Below are 13137 nucleotides of genomic sequence, written 5' to 3' on the forward strand. Positions count from 1 at the left end.
CGATGCCCTACGCAACCAGCGCTCGATCGCGCCGCACATCCTTTCGGTCACGCTGATCACAAGCACGCCAGACCTGCGCGGATTGGACAACATGTCGAGGGGTGCTAGATTTTGCCTATGTCTGCCGGCCAGTCGACCGCTCTGCGGGTCACCTATGTGACCTCCGCATTGGGTTCACGGCTGCCGCTTGCGCGCGAACTGTGTTGTCGCTGTAGCTGTCGCTAGCGCGCCGCGCCATCACGTCGCCTTCGGGTGAACCCGTCTTTGCTCGACGAGTCGATCAGGTGCCGCTGCCAGCGTTGTTTCCACAAATCCAGCGCCAGATCCCTGTGATCGCAAAGACATTTCCCGCAGCCCGGGACTAGAACAAGGAATTACTTCTATGTCGACTCCAACACTTGCGGCACCGGCACTTGCAACACCGTTAGAACTGTCGCGCGTCGTTTCCAATCGCGCACCCGCACGCGTTCAGATCGTCGCACCGGACCTGCGAATAGCCGACAATCCGGCCGCCGCAGTACTCCGTTCGGCATCGACGCAAGGCCCCATATCTCGCGATACCGCGGCTCGCACAACAGGATTGAGCATCGCGACCGTGAATCGACAGGTCGCAGGTCTGCTTGGGGCCGGACTGCTGCGCGAACGTGCCGACCTGACGGCATCCGGTGCGATCGGTCGCCCACGGGTGCCGTTCGAGGTCAATCACGAGCCGTATCTGACCGTCGGTATTCACGTCGGCGCGGTGGTCACCAGTGTCATTGCAAGCGACCTGCGCGGCCGCATTCTCGGCGGTGTCGAGATACCGACCCCGCGTGCGAACCAGGACGTCGCGCTCGCCGCAATCGCCCGCAGCGCAAAGGCTTTCACCTCGCGGTGGCATCGTCGGCAACCACTGTGGGTCGGTGTCGCACTCGGTGGCCGGGTCGATTCGGCGACGGGGACCGCAGATCATCCTCGGCTCGGCTGGCGCGGAGCGCGTGTCGGCGCGATCGTCGGTGAGACACTCGGCCTTCCGGTGTCGGTCTCCGCGCACGTCGAGGCAATGGCGGCCTCGGAATTGCTGCTCGCGCCCCGCAGCCCGGACGACCGCGACCCGGTCGGCACCAGCCTGTACTTCTATGCTCGCGAAACCGCAGGCGTCGCTTTGACCATCGACGGCAGGGTCCACACGCCCAACAACGGCCCCGGTTCGATCGTGCACCTTCCTACCGGCTCGGACGCGAAGTGCGAATGCGGCCAGAAAGGTTGCTTGGAGGCGACGGTCAGCGACCGCGCGCTCCTGCGTCGGGCGATCGCCGACGGCATCCTCGTCGGTGACTCCCGTCCGGCGATCGGCAGCCTGTACGACGCAGCTGCAGCGGGTTCGACTGCGGCGCACGAGCTTCTGGTCGAGCGCGCCCAGATTCTCGGGCGTACGGTCGCAATGCTGCGTGACCTGTTCAACCCCGATCGTGTGATTCTCGGCGGGCAGTCGTTCACCGAGTATCCGGCAGCAATTCCGCATGTCGCAGCAGCCTTTGCGCAGACGTCGACGTTGCTGCGCAAGGACATTCGGGTCAGTGGATTCGGCAACCGGGTGCAGGAGTTCGCGGCGAGCGTCACCTCGCTGAGTGCGCTGTACGCGGATCCGCTGCCGTCGATGCGGCGTTCGCTCGGTTAGGTCGGCCGGTTACGTCGGGGGCGCGGCGACGGTCTGAACATCGCCGCCGCGCCGCTCGATTTCCGCCCTCGCGTGGTCGACACCGCCGAATTCCAATGCTGCGAGCTGCGATTCGCCGCGCCACACGATGTCGGCTCGGCGTCGGACGACAACATCGAGCCGAGCGCCGAGGTGTGCGATCGCCGCAGGCACGTTCTTTCGTTCCGCGGCGATCGGGACCGGCAGAACGAATGCGTCATCGATCGGCGACCGACCTTCGATTTCGATGCCGGAGCGCGGATTTCGGCCGTGCAGCGACCACTTCTGATCGTCGACCTTGGCGCGCACGTGCGAGGTGCTCGGGCCACCGAAGCGCAGAACGCTGCCGTCGGGTAGCCGTAGTGCGACCAGCGTCGTCTCGATGCGAAGTTTGCCTGTGTTGAAGATGCCTCCTGCGAACGCAAGGCAGGCACCCGAATCGTCGAAGCCCTGCGCTTGGCCACACCACCAGGTTTCAGGGAAACTGCCACCACCCCAACGCTTCTCGGCATAGACCTGGGCGCCGGTCAGGTCCCACTGCTCGGTGCCGATCGTCGCGGTCCCGGTCACCTTCGCGCCGAAGAGCCACGGATGCCAACGCTGGGCTACGGCAGGTATGGACTGGAAGAAGCTTGCGCCGCCGAATACCTTGTGCGGCCAGGTCACGGGTTCGGAAATCCGCACGTCGATCCGCGCATCGATACCGAGATCCACTGTGAGCCGGTCGGATCGGCCCTCGAATGCGCTGCCTGCCCGCGCCCCGAGTCGCTTCGGATCCGCAACGCCCTGCGGGTGCACCGCCGTGCGCAGGAAGCCGTTCGGGTGCGCGGCGAGGACCAGCGTCGACCACGGTCCGTCTGGACCCTTGTTGACGCTGATCAGCGCCGTGAGAGTGCGCCCGGTCTCGGGTTGCGTGAACCGCCAGAGGTAGCCCTCCGACGGGACTCCGTGTGCGGGCAGCGGGTCGCCGAACGGTAGGTCGGCGCCGGTGGCTCTGAATCGATCGAGCAGGCTCGGCATGGGGGTCACGTTAGCGAGGCTGTCGATCGTGAAGAGTCCGACCCCCTACAGGGGGCGCAACTCTTCACGATTCGTCAGGACCGCGGCGTCAGGACTGCCTGCGACTGTGTGGTCTGCGCGACGAGCTTGCCTGCCTCGTCACGAACCTCGGTCACGATCGCGATGGTCGAGCGACCTGCATGCAACGGCCGGGCTGTTGCAGTGACAGCGCCGCTGCGCACGCCCTTGGTGAAGACGGTGCTCGAGCTCGTCGTCGATGTGCTCGCGCCGGGCGGCAGGTTCAGGAACGCGCACACGGCTCCGATCGTGTCGGCAAGCGTCATGATCGCGCCGCCGTGCATACCGCCGCCGGTTGTCGTGCGGTCCTCGTGCCAGACGAGGCGCCCGACCGCCTCTTCCGGCGTCGCGGAGATCAATTCGACGCCGGCGCTCGCGGCGAAGGGAATGGATGCAATCACGTCTGCGGGGTTCATGACCTCGGATCATAGGGAAGGAAGTGAACCAGGGTTCGCATTCGGTTCAATCGCTGATACGGTTCGAAAATGGCATCGAAGTCTGAGAATCTGAACGGTCGAATCGTCGCGATCACCGGTGGCGCGCGTGGTATCGGCAAGGCGACGGCGAAGGCTCTCGTCGACGCGGGCGCTCGAGTTGCGATCGGCGATCTCGACAGCGACCTGGCCGCGCAGACTGCCTCGGAGATCGGCGGCGGCACCATCGGACTGCCGCTCGACGTCACCGATCGCGACTCCTTCGAAGGCTTCGTCGCAGCTGCGGAGGCAGCGCTCGGCGCACTCGACGTCTTGATCAACAACGCGGGCATCATGCCTGTCGGCCGCTTCGTCGAGGAGGACGACGCCACCGCTCGCCGCCTCGTCGACATCAACATCCACGGCGTGCTGTACGGCATGAAGATCGTGCTGCCGCGCTTCGTCGAACGGGGTAGCGGCCACCTGATCAACATTGCGTCCGCCGCGGGCAAGGCCGGCTTCCCCGGAGTCGCAACCTATTCCGGAACCAAGCACTTCGTCGTCGGTGTGAGTGAAGCGGCTCGCCTCGAATTGCGCGGCACGGGCGTGGAGGTGTCGTGTGTGATGCCGAACATCGTCAACACCGATCTCGGCTCCGGCATCGGCCACGCCCGATTCATCCCGAAGAGCGAGCCGGAAGACGTTGCCGCCGAGATCGTCTCGGCCGTGCGCAAACCGCATTTCGATGTGTACGTACCGCCGCTGATCGGACCGATCAACAAGATCGTCGGCGTCCTGCCGCGTGCGGGCCGCGAAGGGATCGCCAGGCTGCTCAAGGCGGACACCGTCATCCTCGACGTGGACTGGGATCAGCGGAAGACCTACGAGGATCGCGCATCCAAGTCCGATCCGCTGCACGAAGAGCACTAGTCCGTGCCGATTCGCGAGGCCACCTCCGACGATGGCACCACCATCGTCTACCGCGTCAGCGGACCGGAAGCGGCAAGGCCGTTGGTGTTGCTGCACGGTTGGGCGGCATCGCTGCGCTGCTGGGGTGACGAGGTGCTCGATAGCTTGTCGAAGGAGTACCGCGTCGTCGCGCTCGACCTACGTGGGCACGGCTATTCCGGCGCACCGGAATCGGGCTACGACAATCCGAAGAATTGGGCCGCCGACGTGGCAGCGGTCCTCGCTGCGGAACGGATCACTGCCGGAGCCGTTCTACTCGGCTGGTCCTACGGCGGCCTCGTGCTGTGCGACTACCTCGCGGTCGACGGCACGTCTGCGGTGGCGGGCATCGTCTTCGTCGGCGGCATCACGGGGATCGGGCGCGGTCAGGGCGGCGGTCGGGTCGGGCCGGCGATGCGAGAAGCGATCCCCGGCGTCTACTCCGAGAAACCGGGAGTCGCGCTGCGCGCGTTCGGCGCGTTCGGCGACGCGAACACCGGTGCCCGCGACAACGTGGGAGCGGTCGCGCAGAACCTGTTCGGCATCAGTCTCAGCACCCCGCCGCGGGTCCGCGAAGCTTTGTTCGCCAGGGAGGCCGGCCACGACGACCTGCTGCGTGACCTCGACGTTCCGGCGTTGATCGTGCACGGATCGGCCGATCCCGTCGTCGAGGTATCGGTTGCGCAGCACGGCGCGCAATTGCTGCGCGACGTTCGTGTGTCGATCTGGGAGGGTACGAAACACGCACCGTTCGTCGAAGACCCGGCGCGGTTCGTAGCCGAGATCACAACCTTCGTGGCGGGACTCGACCGGTCGCCGTGAGGCCACAGTGCAGTATGGAGGTGTGAGTTCCTTGCGAAGCAGCCGCCTGAAGCGGGTGGCGGTCCTCTCGGTTCACACCTCGCCGCTCGCTCAACCTGGAACCGGCGACGCCGGTGGGATGAACGTCTACGTACTGCAGACCGCTCTTCAGATGGCCCGTCGCGGTGTCGAAGTGGAGATCTTCACAAGAGCGACCTCCTCGGCCGACCCAACGGTCGTCGAAGCTGCGCCGGGGATACTCGTCCGCAACGTCGTCGCAGGCCCGTTCGAGGGCCTCGACAAAAGCGATCTACCGACGCAGTTGTGTGCATTCGCGGCAGGCGTCCTGCGGGAAGAGGCTCGGCACGAGCCCGGCTACTACGACCTCGTGCATTCGCACTACTGGCTTTCCGGTCAGGTCGGCTGGCTGGCGCGTGATCGCTGGGGTGTTCCGCTCGTCCACACCGCTCACACGCTCGCCGCGGTGAAAAACGCTGCCCTCGCCGAGGGTGATACGCCCGAACCCGCGGCCCGCGAAATCGGCGAGCGTCAAGTGGTCGCAGAAGCCGACCGTCTCATCGCGAACACCTCCGAAGAAGCCAAGCAACTCATCGAAACCTACGGGGCATCCCCGGAGAAGACCGACGTGGTAGCTCCCGGTGCCGACCTCGCGAAGTATCGACCAGGCGATCGCGGCGCGGCGCGTCGCGAACTCGGGCTGCGCGACGACGAGCACATCGTGACCTTCGTCGGGCGCATCCAGCCGCTCAAGGCCCCCGACGTTCTCGTGCGAGCCGCTGCAGATTTGCTGGCACGCGATGCGACCATGCCGCTTCGGGTCCTCATCGTCGGCGGACCGTCGGGAACGGGTCTGGCGCGGCCCGATTCGCTGATCGATCTCGCCCGCGGACTCGGCATCAGCGAGCACGTGACCTTCCTCCCACCGCAACCGCCGGATCGGCTCGTGGAGGTGTACCGCGCGTCGGATATCGTTGCGGTCCCGAGCTATTCGGAGTCCTTCGGGTTGGTTGCCATCGAAGCTCAGGCCTGCGGTACCCCCGTCGTCGCCGCTGACGTCGGTGGCCTCGGTACCGCGGTCCGCAATCGAGAAACGGGCATTCTGGTTCAGGGGCATCGAACCGAAGACTGGTCGTCGGCGATTCGCTGGATGCTTGCCGATCAGCACGAGCTGGTCCGGATGGGGGAGAACGCACAGCGGCACGCGGCCAACTTCTCCTGGGAGCGGACTGCAACCGGTTTGCTGGCGAGCTACGAGAAAGCGCAGGAAACGTACGCGGGGGCTCTTGGCCGGATCGACACTCAAACCACAACGAAGGTGGACGCCATGCACCGGTTACGCGAATTGATCAGACTTCGACGCGGTGTCCGCGCGTGAGCGCCGCCGAACTGGCCGACGTCATCGAGGGTGCGCTGCGTGACCGCGAGTTGGAATACACACGCAAGGGCGTCGACAACTTCGTCGTCGAGCTGCCCGGCGAACGCAAACTGAAGACGACGTGCTTGCTGACACTCGGCAAGCACGGCGTCCGGATCGAGGCGTTCGTCTGTCGGCATCCGGACGAGAACGATGCCGGTGTCCACAAATTTCTGCTCCGGCGAAACCGGCGACTCTACGGAGTGCACTACACGATCGACCGCGTCGGCGACATCTATCTCGTCGGCAGACTGTCGGCGCACGCGGTCACGCCCGAGGAGTTGGACCGCGTACTCGGCCAGGTGCTCGAGGCAGCAGACGGCGACTTCAACACTCTGCTGGAGCTCGGATTCGCGGAATCCATTCGCCGCGAATGGGATTGGCGTACCGCGCGCGGTGAGTCGCTGGCAAACCTGAAGGCATTCGAGCATCTGGTGCACGGTGCGCAGGACGGGCGCGGCACCGACGTGCCAGGATGATCGCATGACTGACGAAAGCCCCCGCAGCTCCGTTGGAACGCTTGTGCTCCTGCGCCACGGCGAGAGCGAATGGAACGCCTCGAACCAGTTCACCGGCTGGGTGGACGTGAACCTGACCGAAAAGGGAATTGCCGAGGGTAAGCGCGCAGGCAGCCTGATGCGGGAGCAGAACGTGCTTCCCGACGTCGTCTATACGTCGCTGCTGCGGCGTGCGATCAGCACCGCGAACATCGCACTCGACGTTGCGGACAGGCATTGGATTCCGGTGATTCGGGACTGGCGGCTCAACGAACGCCACTACGGCAAACTGCAGGGCCTCAACAAGGCACAGATCCGCGACGAATTCGGCGACGAGCAGTTCATGGCATGGCGTCGCAGCTACGACACCCCGCCGCCCCCGATCGAGGCCGGCACGGAATTCAGCCAGGACGGCGATCCGCGGTACGACGGCATCGACGTTCCACAGACCGAATGTCTCAAAGACGTCGTCGTGCGGATGATCCCGTACTGGGAGGAGACCATCTCCCAGGATCTGCTCGCAGGCAAGACCGTGCTCGTCGCGGCGCACGGCAATTCGTTGCGCGCTCTGGTCAAGCACCTCGACGGAATTTCCGACGACGACATCGCGGGCCTGAACATTCCTACGGGCATCCCGCTGCGTTACGACCTGGACGAAAACCTCAGTCCGCTCAATCCCGGCGGGACCTACCTCGATCCCGATGCGGCGGCTGCAGGCGCGGCGGCGGTTGCCAATCAGGGCGCAAAATAGACCCCGAGTAGGTATCGGACCGCAAGTGAATGTTCGACCCGGCCAACTCTGGGTTAACGCCGGGCGAACATCACTCTTCTGCCGTGTGACCTGCGCCAAAAAGGCTGCACCCTGCGTTGGTGAGGGTTACATCGAACGTACGATTGCCGCGTGAGTGTTGTTCAGGCGGTGCTGCTGGCTCTCGTGGCAGGCTTCGCCGGTTTGATTGCAGGTGGCCTGATTGTTCCCTATGTGAACACCAGGACCACTCAGCGTCGCCAAGCGCAATCCGGGCTCACGATGTCTCAGGTACTCGATCTGATCGTTCTCGCCTCCGAGAGTGGCATCGCGGTCGTGGACAAACACCGCGACGTCATCCTGTTCAATCCCCGTGCCGAGGAACTCGGCGTCGTGCGTAACCGCCTGATCGACGAACGCGCCTGGGTGGCCGCCAAGCGGGTCCTCGCCACCGGTGCCGAAGCCGAAGCCGACCTGAGCGCGAAGAGTCCCAACAGCAGCCGTGAACGGATCGCCGTCCGATGTGTTGCCAGATTGCTAAGTCGTGAAGACACCAGCTTCGTCGTCCTGTTCGCCGACGACGATTCCGAGCAGGTCCGGATGGAAGCGACCCGTCGCGACTTCGTGGCAAACGTGAGCCACGAACTCAAGACGCCGGTGGGAGCGCTCAGCCTGCTCGCCGAGGCGCTGCTCGAATCCGCCGACGACCCCGAATCGGTAGCCCACTTCGGCCGCCGCGTGCTCGCCGAATCTTCCAGGCTCGGCAACATGGTGAACGAACTGATCGCGCTGTCGCGCCTGCAGGGCGCGGAAAAGCTGCCCGATCTCGACGTCGTCGACGTCGACGAGGTGGTAGCCGAGGCAGTCGACCGCTCCAGAACCACAGCCGAGGCAGCCGACATCACCGTCAGAACCGACCACCCGAGTGGTCTGGAAGTTCTCGGCGACAAGACCTTGCTCGTGACCGCACTCTCCAACCTCGTCGAAAACGCGCTCGCGTATTCGCCGAAGGGTTCGCAGGTCTCGGTCAGCCGCTCCATCCGAGGCGGGAAAGTTGCGATGGCCGTCACCGACCGCGGTATCGGGATCGCGAAGGAAGACCAGGAGCGGGTGTTCGAGCGCTTCTTCCGCGTCGACAAGGCGCGGTCGCGCGCGACAGGTGGAACCGGCCTCGGCCTCGCGATCGCCAAACACGTTGCCGCCAACCACAACGGCGAAATCACGTTGTGGAGCAAAGTCGGAACAGGCTCGACGTTCACCCTGCGCATCCCTGCCTATCTGGAAGCCGATCCCGACGACGACATCGGCTCGTCCAGATCCAACGACCGACGAGACACCGCCGCGCATCGAGAAGTACTGCCGCGCGGCGCGACAACAACAAATGTGGAGGCCAACCGATGACGAGTGTGTTGATCGTGGAGGACGAGGAGTCGCTGGCCGACCCGTTGGCGTTCCTGCTCAAGAAGGAGGGCTTCGAGGTGACGGTCGTCGCCGACGGACCCTCCGCTCTCGCCGAGTTCGACCGTTCCGGAGCCGACATCGTGCTGCTCGACCTGATGCTGCCGGGCATGAGCGGCACCGACGTCTGCAAGCAGCTGCGGACTCGGTCCGGCGTTCCCGTCATCATGGTGACCGCACGCGACAGCGAAATCGACAAGGTTGTCGGCCTCGAGCTCGGCGCCGACGACTACGTCACCAAGCCGTATTCGGCACGTGAACTGATCGCCCGGATCAGGGCGGTGCTGCGACGCGGTTCGGACAGCGAACTCGACGGTGCAGGCGAGACCGGCGTTCTCGAAGCCGGTCCCGTGCGGATGGACGTCGAACGCCACATCGTGCTCGTGAGCGGAACGCAGGTTACGTTGCCGCTCAAGGAGTTCGACCTGCTCGAGTATCTGCTGCGCAACTCCGGTCGGGTGCTCACCCGTGGCCAGCTGATCGATCGGGTGTGGGGAGCCGACTACGTAGGCGACACGAAGACGCTCGATGTGCACGTCAAGCGACTGCGCTCCAAGATCGAAGCGGATCCGGCCAAGCCCGAACATCTGGTCACGGTGCGCGGACTTGGCTACAAACTCGAAGCGTGAGTTGCTAAGCTACACAACATGACTGCCGGGTCGGCTCTTCGCCGTTCACAGATCGGACACCCGGCCACCGCTTGATCCGGTTGCGGGCCCGTGCCCCGCCGCCTCGTCTCTGCTCGAAACCCGCCTTATGGGCGGAATCCTGCAGCGGAAGGAGGTGAAAGCATGATTCCGGATCCAGACAATCGCCACCAAGACCCGAAGTGGCAGCAATTCGTCGAGCGTCATGCCGTAGGCGATGTGATCGACGGCGTCGTCGTCGACGTTGTGGCTTTCGGCTCGTTCGTCGAATATCGAGGTCTACACGGCCTCGCGTTTCAACTCGAATGGCCCGTGGGCACCCAGGTGAGCGTGCGAATTCTCGCAATCGACAGCGAGCGTCGTCGCTTCAGCCTCGAAGCGGCGTAAGTCAGTCGGCTAGAAATCCGGCCCGGTTGCCGTTGGTGGCCGGGTCGGGTTCAGGTGCGTTGGGCGTGCACGGTTGCGGGATGAATCGCGATGAGCCCCAAGCCTTCTCGTCGTTTGCAGTGCCGTGCGAGCTCCGCGTACGCGGCTTTGCCGAGCAACTCGGTGAGCTCAGGGGCGTAGGACTGCCACACCGGTCGCTTTCCGACATGAGCGTCGGGCGATCCGCTGCAGTACCAGTTCAGATCCTCGCCACCCTCACCCCAGCCCCGTCTGTCGTACTCGGTGATGGTCGTCTTGAGAATCTCGACGCCGTCGGGTCGCGTGACCCAGTCCTGGGTTCGGCGAATCGGCAACTGCCAGCACACTTCCGGCTTCACCTCCAACGGCTCGATGCCTTTACGCATCGCCATGATGTGCAGCGAACACCCGAGGCCACCCTCGAAACCCGGCCGATTGAGGAAGATGCAGGCGCCCTGATAACGCCGAGTCCGTAAAGCGGGCTCGTCCTCCAACTCGTCCTGCTCGACGTAGCCCTTCTTGCCGAGGCCCTTGTCCATGAACTGCCAGTCCTGCGGTGTGAGCAGCTTCACGGCTTTGTCGAGCTTCTTGCGATCGTCGTCGTCGGAGAAGAAGGCGCCGTGTGAGCAGCAGCCGTCGTCGGGGCGATCAGCGATGATCCCCTGGCACGCTGCGGTACCGAAAACGCAGGTCCAGCGAGAAAGGAGCCATGTCAGATCGGCGACAACAATATGTTCGGCGTTGTCGGGATCGGCGAATTCGATCCATTCGCGAGGGAAGTCGAGATCTACTTCGGGTGTCGGCGCCATCTTGTGCGAAGGCCGACCATCACCTGCTGTCACAAGGGCTGACCGTAGACCCAGTACCGTGTCCCTGTGCGCCTAGGGGTACTCGACGTCGGAAGTAACACCGTCCATCTACTTGTAGTGGACGCACATCGTGGTGGGCACCCACTGCCGATGAGTTCGACAAAGGCCACTTTGCGGCTGTCGGAGAACATCGACGACGCAGGCCGGATCACCCGGACAGGCGAAGATCGGCTGGTCTCGACGGTCGACGAGTTCGCAAGCATCGCCAAAACCTCGGGGTGCGGCGAGCTGATGGCGTTCGCGACCTCGGCGGTCAGGGATGCGGACAACTCGGAGGCAGTCCTTGCCGCGGTAAGGGAGAAGACCGGCGTCGAACTCGAAGTGCTTTCGGGTGTCGACGAAGCCAGACTTACCTTTCTCGCCGTTCGCCGCTGGTACGGGTGGAGTGCCGGTCGAATCCTCAATCTCGATATCGGCGGCGGATCCCTCGAACTGAGCATCGGTCACGACGAAGACCCCGACGTAGCCGTCTCGCTGCAACTGGGTGCCGGCAGGTTGACGCGCGACTGGTTGCAGGCGGACCCGCCAGGAAAGCGTCGCGTCGCTGTGCTGCGCGATTGGCTAGAGGCCGAGTTGGTCGACCCGGTGAAAGAACTGAACACGGTCGGTGCTCCCGACCTCGCGGTCGGCACATCGAAAACTTTCCGATCCCTCGCCCGACTCACCGGTGCGGCACCGTCCGGTGCAGGTCCACGGGTCAGACGAACATTGACGAGCAGCGGCTTGCGGCAACTCATCGCCTTCATATCCCGGATGACGTCGTCCGACCGTGCAGAATTGGAAGGCGTGAGCATCGACCGTTCGCCGCAGCTCGTGGCAGGCGCGTTGATTGCCGAGGCGGCCATGCGGGCGCTGCAGGTAGAGACGATCGATATTTGTCCATGGGCACTGCGCGAGGGATTGATATTGCGAAAGCTCGATACCGAGATGGGCGGTGACCTGGTGGTGAGCACCCGATGACGACAGAAAACGGCACGGACGACAACGGCTCCGGCGAACCCAAGCAGATCTCGGTGGCCGAACTGCTCGCCCGCAACGGCCAGCAGGTGGCCTCCGCCGCAGGTGGGCGTCGTCGGCGCGGAACCAAGGGCGGAATCTCCGTCGCCGAGCTGACAGGCGAAATACCGGTGATTCGGGATTCGTCGCCGTCGGGATCGTTCCATGCGGTTCTCGACGACGAACCCGTCGACGATCCCGAGGCCGAAGCGCGCGCAGCTGCAGAGGCGAAAGCCGCCGACGAGCGCGCCGCACAGGAGCGTGCGGCAAAAGAGCGCGACGAGCGGATTGCTCGCGACAAGGCCGAACGGGAGAAGGCCGAACGGGAGAAGGCCGAACGGGACAAGGCTGAACGGGACAAGGCTGAACGGGATAAAGCCGCAAAGGCCCAGCGTGAGAAGGCCGAGCGGGAGAAGGCTGAGCGCGACAAAACCGAGCGCGACAAAACCGAGCGTGAGAAGGCCGAACGTGATCGGGTAGCCGCAGAGCGCGCAGATCGGGACAACGCCGCGGCCGAAACGGCCACCGCAGCCTTGCCTGCCGTGCCGAAGGGCGTCGAACGTCGGCCTGGTCGGGATTCCGCCGCCGACCTCGGAGCGCCGCAGGACAAGGCTCCCGATCTCGTCAAGCGGGCCGAGCCGAAAACACAGAATCCGACGGCGTGGTCCTCGGCCGAACGTGAGCCGCAACTGCTTTCGGGTTCGACCGTCGCAGGCGACCTGATGCGCGGCAGACAATCGGGTGAACTCGACTCCGAGTTCGACAGCGACTCCGACACCGACGGGTCCGTGCAGCTTCTCGACGATCGGACGCCGAGCGAAAACACCGAAGCCGCGACGAAGCCGGAGCGCAGCGCTGCGCGGCAATGGCTCGTTCTGCTCGGGCAAGCTGTCGTCGCCGTCATCGCGGGCGCATTGATGTTCACCGGTTTCGAAAAGCTGTGGGACGTGTTGCCGCTCGTTGCGCTCGTGCTGTCGGTTCTCGTGATTCTGGGACTGGTTGCGCTCGTGCTCGTTCTACGCAAGACCGAAGACATCCTGAGCATCGTGATTGCCGTCGTAGTAGGAGTTTTCGTGACATTGGGTCCGCTCGCCTTCCTGTTAAGCGCCCGTTGAGCGACATATTCGGCAGCGCGGCCGGTACCGACAAAGCGTCGAGCGACACA

The 13137-nt window shown here is 64.5% G+C and carries 14 protein-coding genes; 11 read left to right on the forward strand and 3 right to left on the reverse strand.

Going from position 1 to position 13137, the window contains the following annotated elements; all coding sequences use genetic code 11:
- The first annotated feature begins 382 nt into the window (after window positions 1–382).
- Window positions 383–1660 (forward strand): ROK family transcriptional regulator, encoded by a 1278-nt coding sequence (locus JGU71_RS12790; protein ID WP_199704474.1) that lies wholly within the window; start codon window positions 383–385, stop codon window positions 1658–1660.
- Window positions 1661–1669: 9 nt separating this feature from the next.
- Here the strand turns inward: JGU71_RS12790 and JGU71_RS12795 are convergent, their stop codons facing one another.
- Together JGU71_RS12795 and JGU71_RS12800 are read right to left on the reverse strand one after the other, a co-directional pair.
- Window positions 1670–2698: a tocopherol cyclase family protein gene (locus JGU71_RS12795; protein WP_199704475.1), complete on the reverse strand. Its 1029-nt coding sequence runs from the start codon at window positions 2696–2698 to the stop codon at window positions 1670–1672.
- 74 nt (window positions 2699–2772) lie between these two features.
- Window positions 2773–3171 carry a PaaI family thioesterase gene (locus JGU71_RS12800; protein WP_199704476.1) on the reverse strand — a complete coding sequence of 133 codons (399 nt, stop codon included), beginning with the start codon at window positions 3169–3171 and terminating at the stop codon, window positions 2773–2775.
- A 69-nt stretch (window positions 3172–3240) separates the two neighbouring features.
- Here JGU71_RS12800 and JGU71_RS12805 point away from each other — a divergent pair, with 69 nt between their 5' ends.
- The 8 genes from JGU71_RS12805 (at window position 3241) to JGU71_RS12840 (ending at window position 10089) form a co-directional block, all read left to right on the forward strand.
- A complete protein-coding gene (locus JGU71_RS12805; protein WP_199704477.1) occupies window positions 3241–4098 on the forward strand; it encodes an SDR family oxidoreductase in 858 nt (285 codons plus the stop codon).
- 3 nt (window positions 4099–4101) lie between these two features.
- Window positions 4102–4938 (forward strand): alpha/beta fold hydrolase, encoded by an 837-nt coding sequence (locus JGU71_RS12810; protein WP_199704478.1) that lies wholly within the window; start codon window positions 4102–4104, stop codon window positions 4936–4938.
- A 22-nt stretch (window positions 4939–4960) separates the two neighbouring features.
- Window positions 4961–6313 carry a D-inositol-3-phosphate glycosyltransferase gene (gene mshA / locus JGU71_RS12815; RefSeq protein ID WP_199704479.1) on the forward strand — a complete coding sequence of 451 codons (1353 nt, stop codon included), beginning with the start codon at window positions 4961–4963 and terminating at the stop codon, window positions 6311–6313.
- Window positions 6310–6831, forward strand: a complete 522-nt coding sequence (locus JGU71_RS12820; protein WP_199704480.1) for a type III secretion system chaperone family protein — start codon at window positions 6310–6312, stop codon at window positions 6829–6831. Before mshA ends, JGU71_RS12820 begins: the two co-directional genes overlap by 4 nt.
- 4 nt (window positions 6832–6835) lie before the next feature.
- Window positions 6836–7600 carry a phosphoglyceromutase gene (locus JGU71_RS12825; protein WP_199704481.1) on the forward strand — a complete coding sequence of 255 codons (765 nt, stop codon included), beginning with the start codon at window positions 6836–6838 and terminating at the stop codon, window positions 7598–7600.
- Window positions 7601–7750: 150 nt separating this feature from the next.
- Window positions 7751–8998, forward strand: a complete 1248-nt coding sequence (locus JGU71_RS12830) for a sensor histidine kinase (RefSeq protein WP_199704482.1) — start codon at window positions 7751–7753, stop codon at window positions 8996–8998.
- Window positions 8995–9684, forward strand: coding sequence for a response regulator (locus JGU71_RS12835; protein WP_199704483.1), 690 nt, complete (start codon window positions 8995–8997; stop codon window positions 9682–9684). Before JGU71_RS12830 ends, JGU71_RS12835 begins: the two co-directional genes overlap by 4 nt.
- 162 nt (window positions 9685–9846) lie before the next feature.
- Window positions 9847–10089, forward strand: a complete 243-nt coding sequence (locus JGU71_RS12840; RefSeq protein ID WP_199704484.1) for a hypothetical protein — start codon at window positions 9847–9849, stop codon at window positions 10087–10089.
- 50 nt (window positions 10090–10139) lie between these two features.
- Here the strand turns inward: JGU71_RS12840 and JGU71_RS12845 are convergent, their stop codons facing one another.
- Window positions 10140–10916: a DUF3109 family protein gene (locus JGU71_RS12845; protein ID WP_199704597.1), complete on the reverse strand. Its 777-nt coding sequence runs from the start codon at window positions 10914–10916 to the stop codon at window positions 10140–10142.
- A 66-nt stretch (window positions 10917–10982) separates the two neighbouring features.
- On the opposite strand from JGU71_RS12845, the gene JGU71_RS12850 reads away from it, so the two are divergent.
- Together JGU71_RS12850 and JGU71_RS12855 are read left to right on the forward strand one after the other, a co-directional pair.
- Window positions 10983–11936, forward strand: coding sequence for a Ppx/GppA family phosphatase (locus JGU71_RS12850; RefSeq protein ID WP_199704485.1), 954 nt, complete (start codon window positions 10983–10985; stop codon window positions 11934–11936).
- Window positions 11933–13087, forward strand: coding sequence for an Rv0497 family membrane protein (locus JGU71_RS12855; RefSeq protein WP_199704486.1), 1155 nt, complete (start codon window positions 11933–11935; stop codon window positions 13085–13087). The genes JGU71_RS12850 and JGU71_RS12855 overlap by 4 nt, the downstream gene beginning before the upstream one ends.
- The last annotated feature ends 50 nt before the right edge of the window (window positions 13088–13137 follow it).

It is taken from the genome of Antrihabitans stalagmiti, assembly GCF_016482825.1.
GTDB classification, from domain to species: Bacteria; Actinomycetota; Actinomycetes; order Mycobacteriales; family Mycobacteriaceae; genus Antrihabitans; species Antrihabitans stalagmiti.

Excerpts from the sequence above, each read along its gene's own strand:
- JGU71_RS12790 (WP_199704474.1), top strand. The coding sequence starts at position 383 with ATGTCGACTCCAACACTTGCGGCACCGGCACTTGCAACACCGTTAGAA.
- JGU71_RS12795 (WP_199704475.1), bottom strand. The coding sequence starts at position 2,698 with ATGCCGAGCCTGCTCGATCGATTCAGAGCCACCGGCGCCGACCTACCG.
- JGU71_RS12800 (WP_199704476.1), bottom strand. The coding sequence starts at position 3,171 with ATGAACCCCGCAGACGTGATTGCATCCATTCCCTTCGCCGCGAGCGCC.
- JGU71_RS12805 (WP_199704477.1), top strand. The coding sequence starts at position 3,241 with ATGGCATCGAAGTCTGAGAATCTGAACGGTCGAATCGTCGCGATCACC.
- JGU71_RS12825 (WP_199704481.1), top strand. The coding sequence starts at position 6,836 with ATGACTGACGAAAGCCCCCGCAGCTCCGTTGGAACGCTTGTGCTCCTG.
- JGU71_RS12835 (WP_199704483.1), top strand. The coding sequence starts at position 8,995 with ATGACGAGTGTGTTGATCGTGGAGGACGAGGAGTCGCTGGCCGACCCG.
- JGU71_RS12840 (WP_199704484.1), top strand. The coding sequence starts at position 9,847 with ATGATTCCGGATCCAGACAATCGCCACCAAGACCCGAAGTGGCAGCAA.
- JGU71_RS12845 (WP_199704597.1), bottom strand. The coding sequence starts at position 10,916 with ATGGCGCCGACACCCGAAGTAGATCTCGACTTCCCTCGCGAATGGATC.
- JGU71_RS12855 (WP_199704486.1), top strand. The coding sequence starts at position 11,933 with ATGACGACAGAAAACGGCACGGACGACAACGGCTCCGGCGAACCCAAG.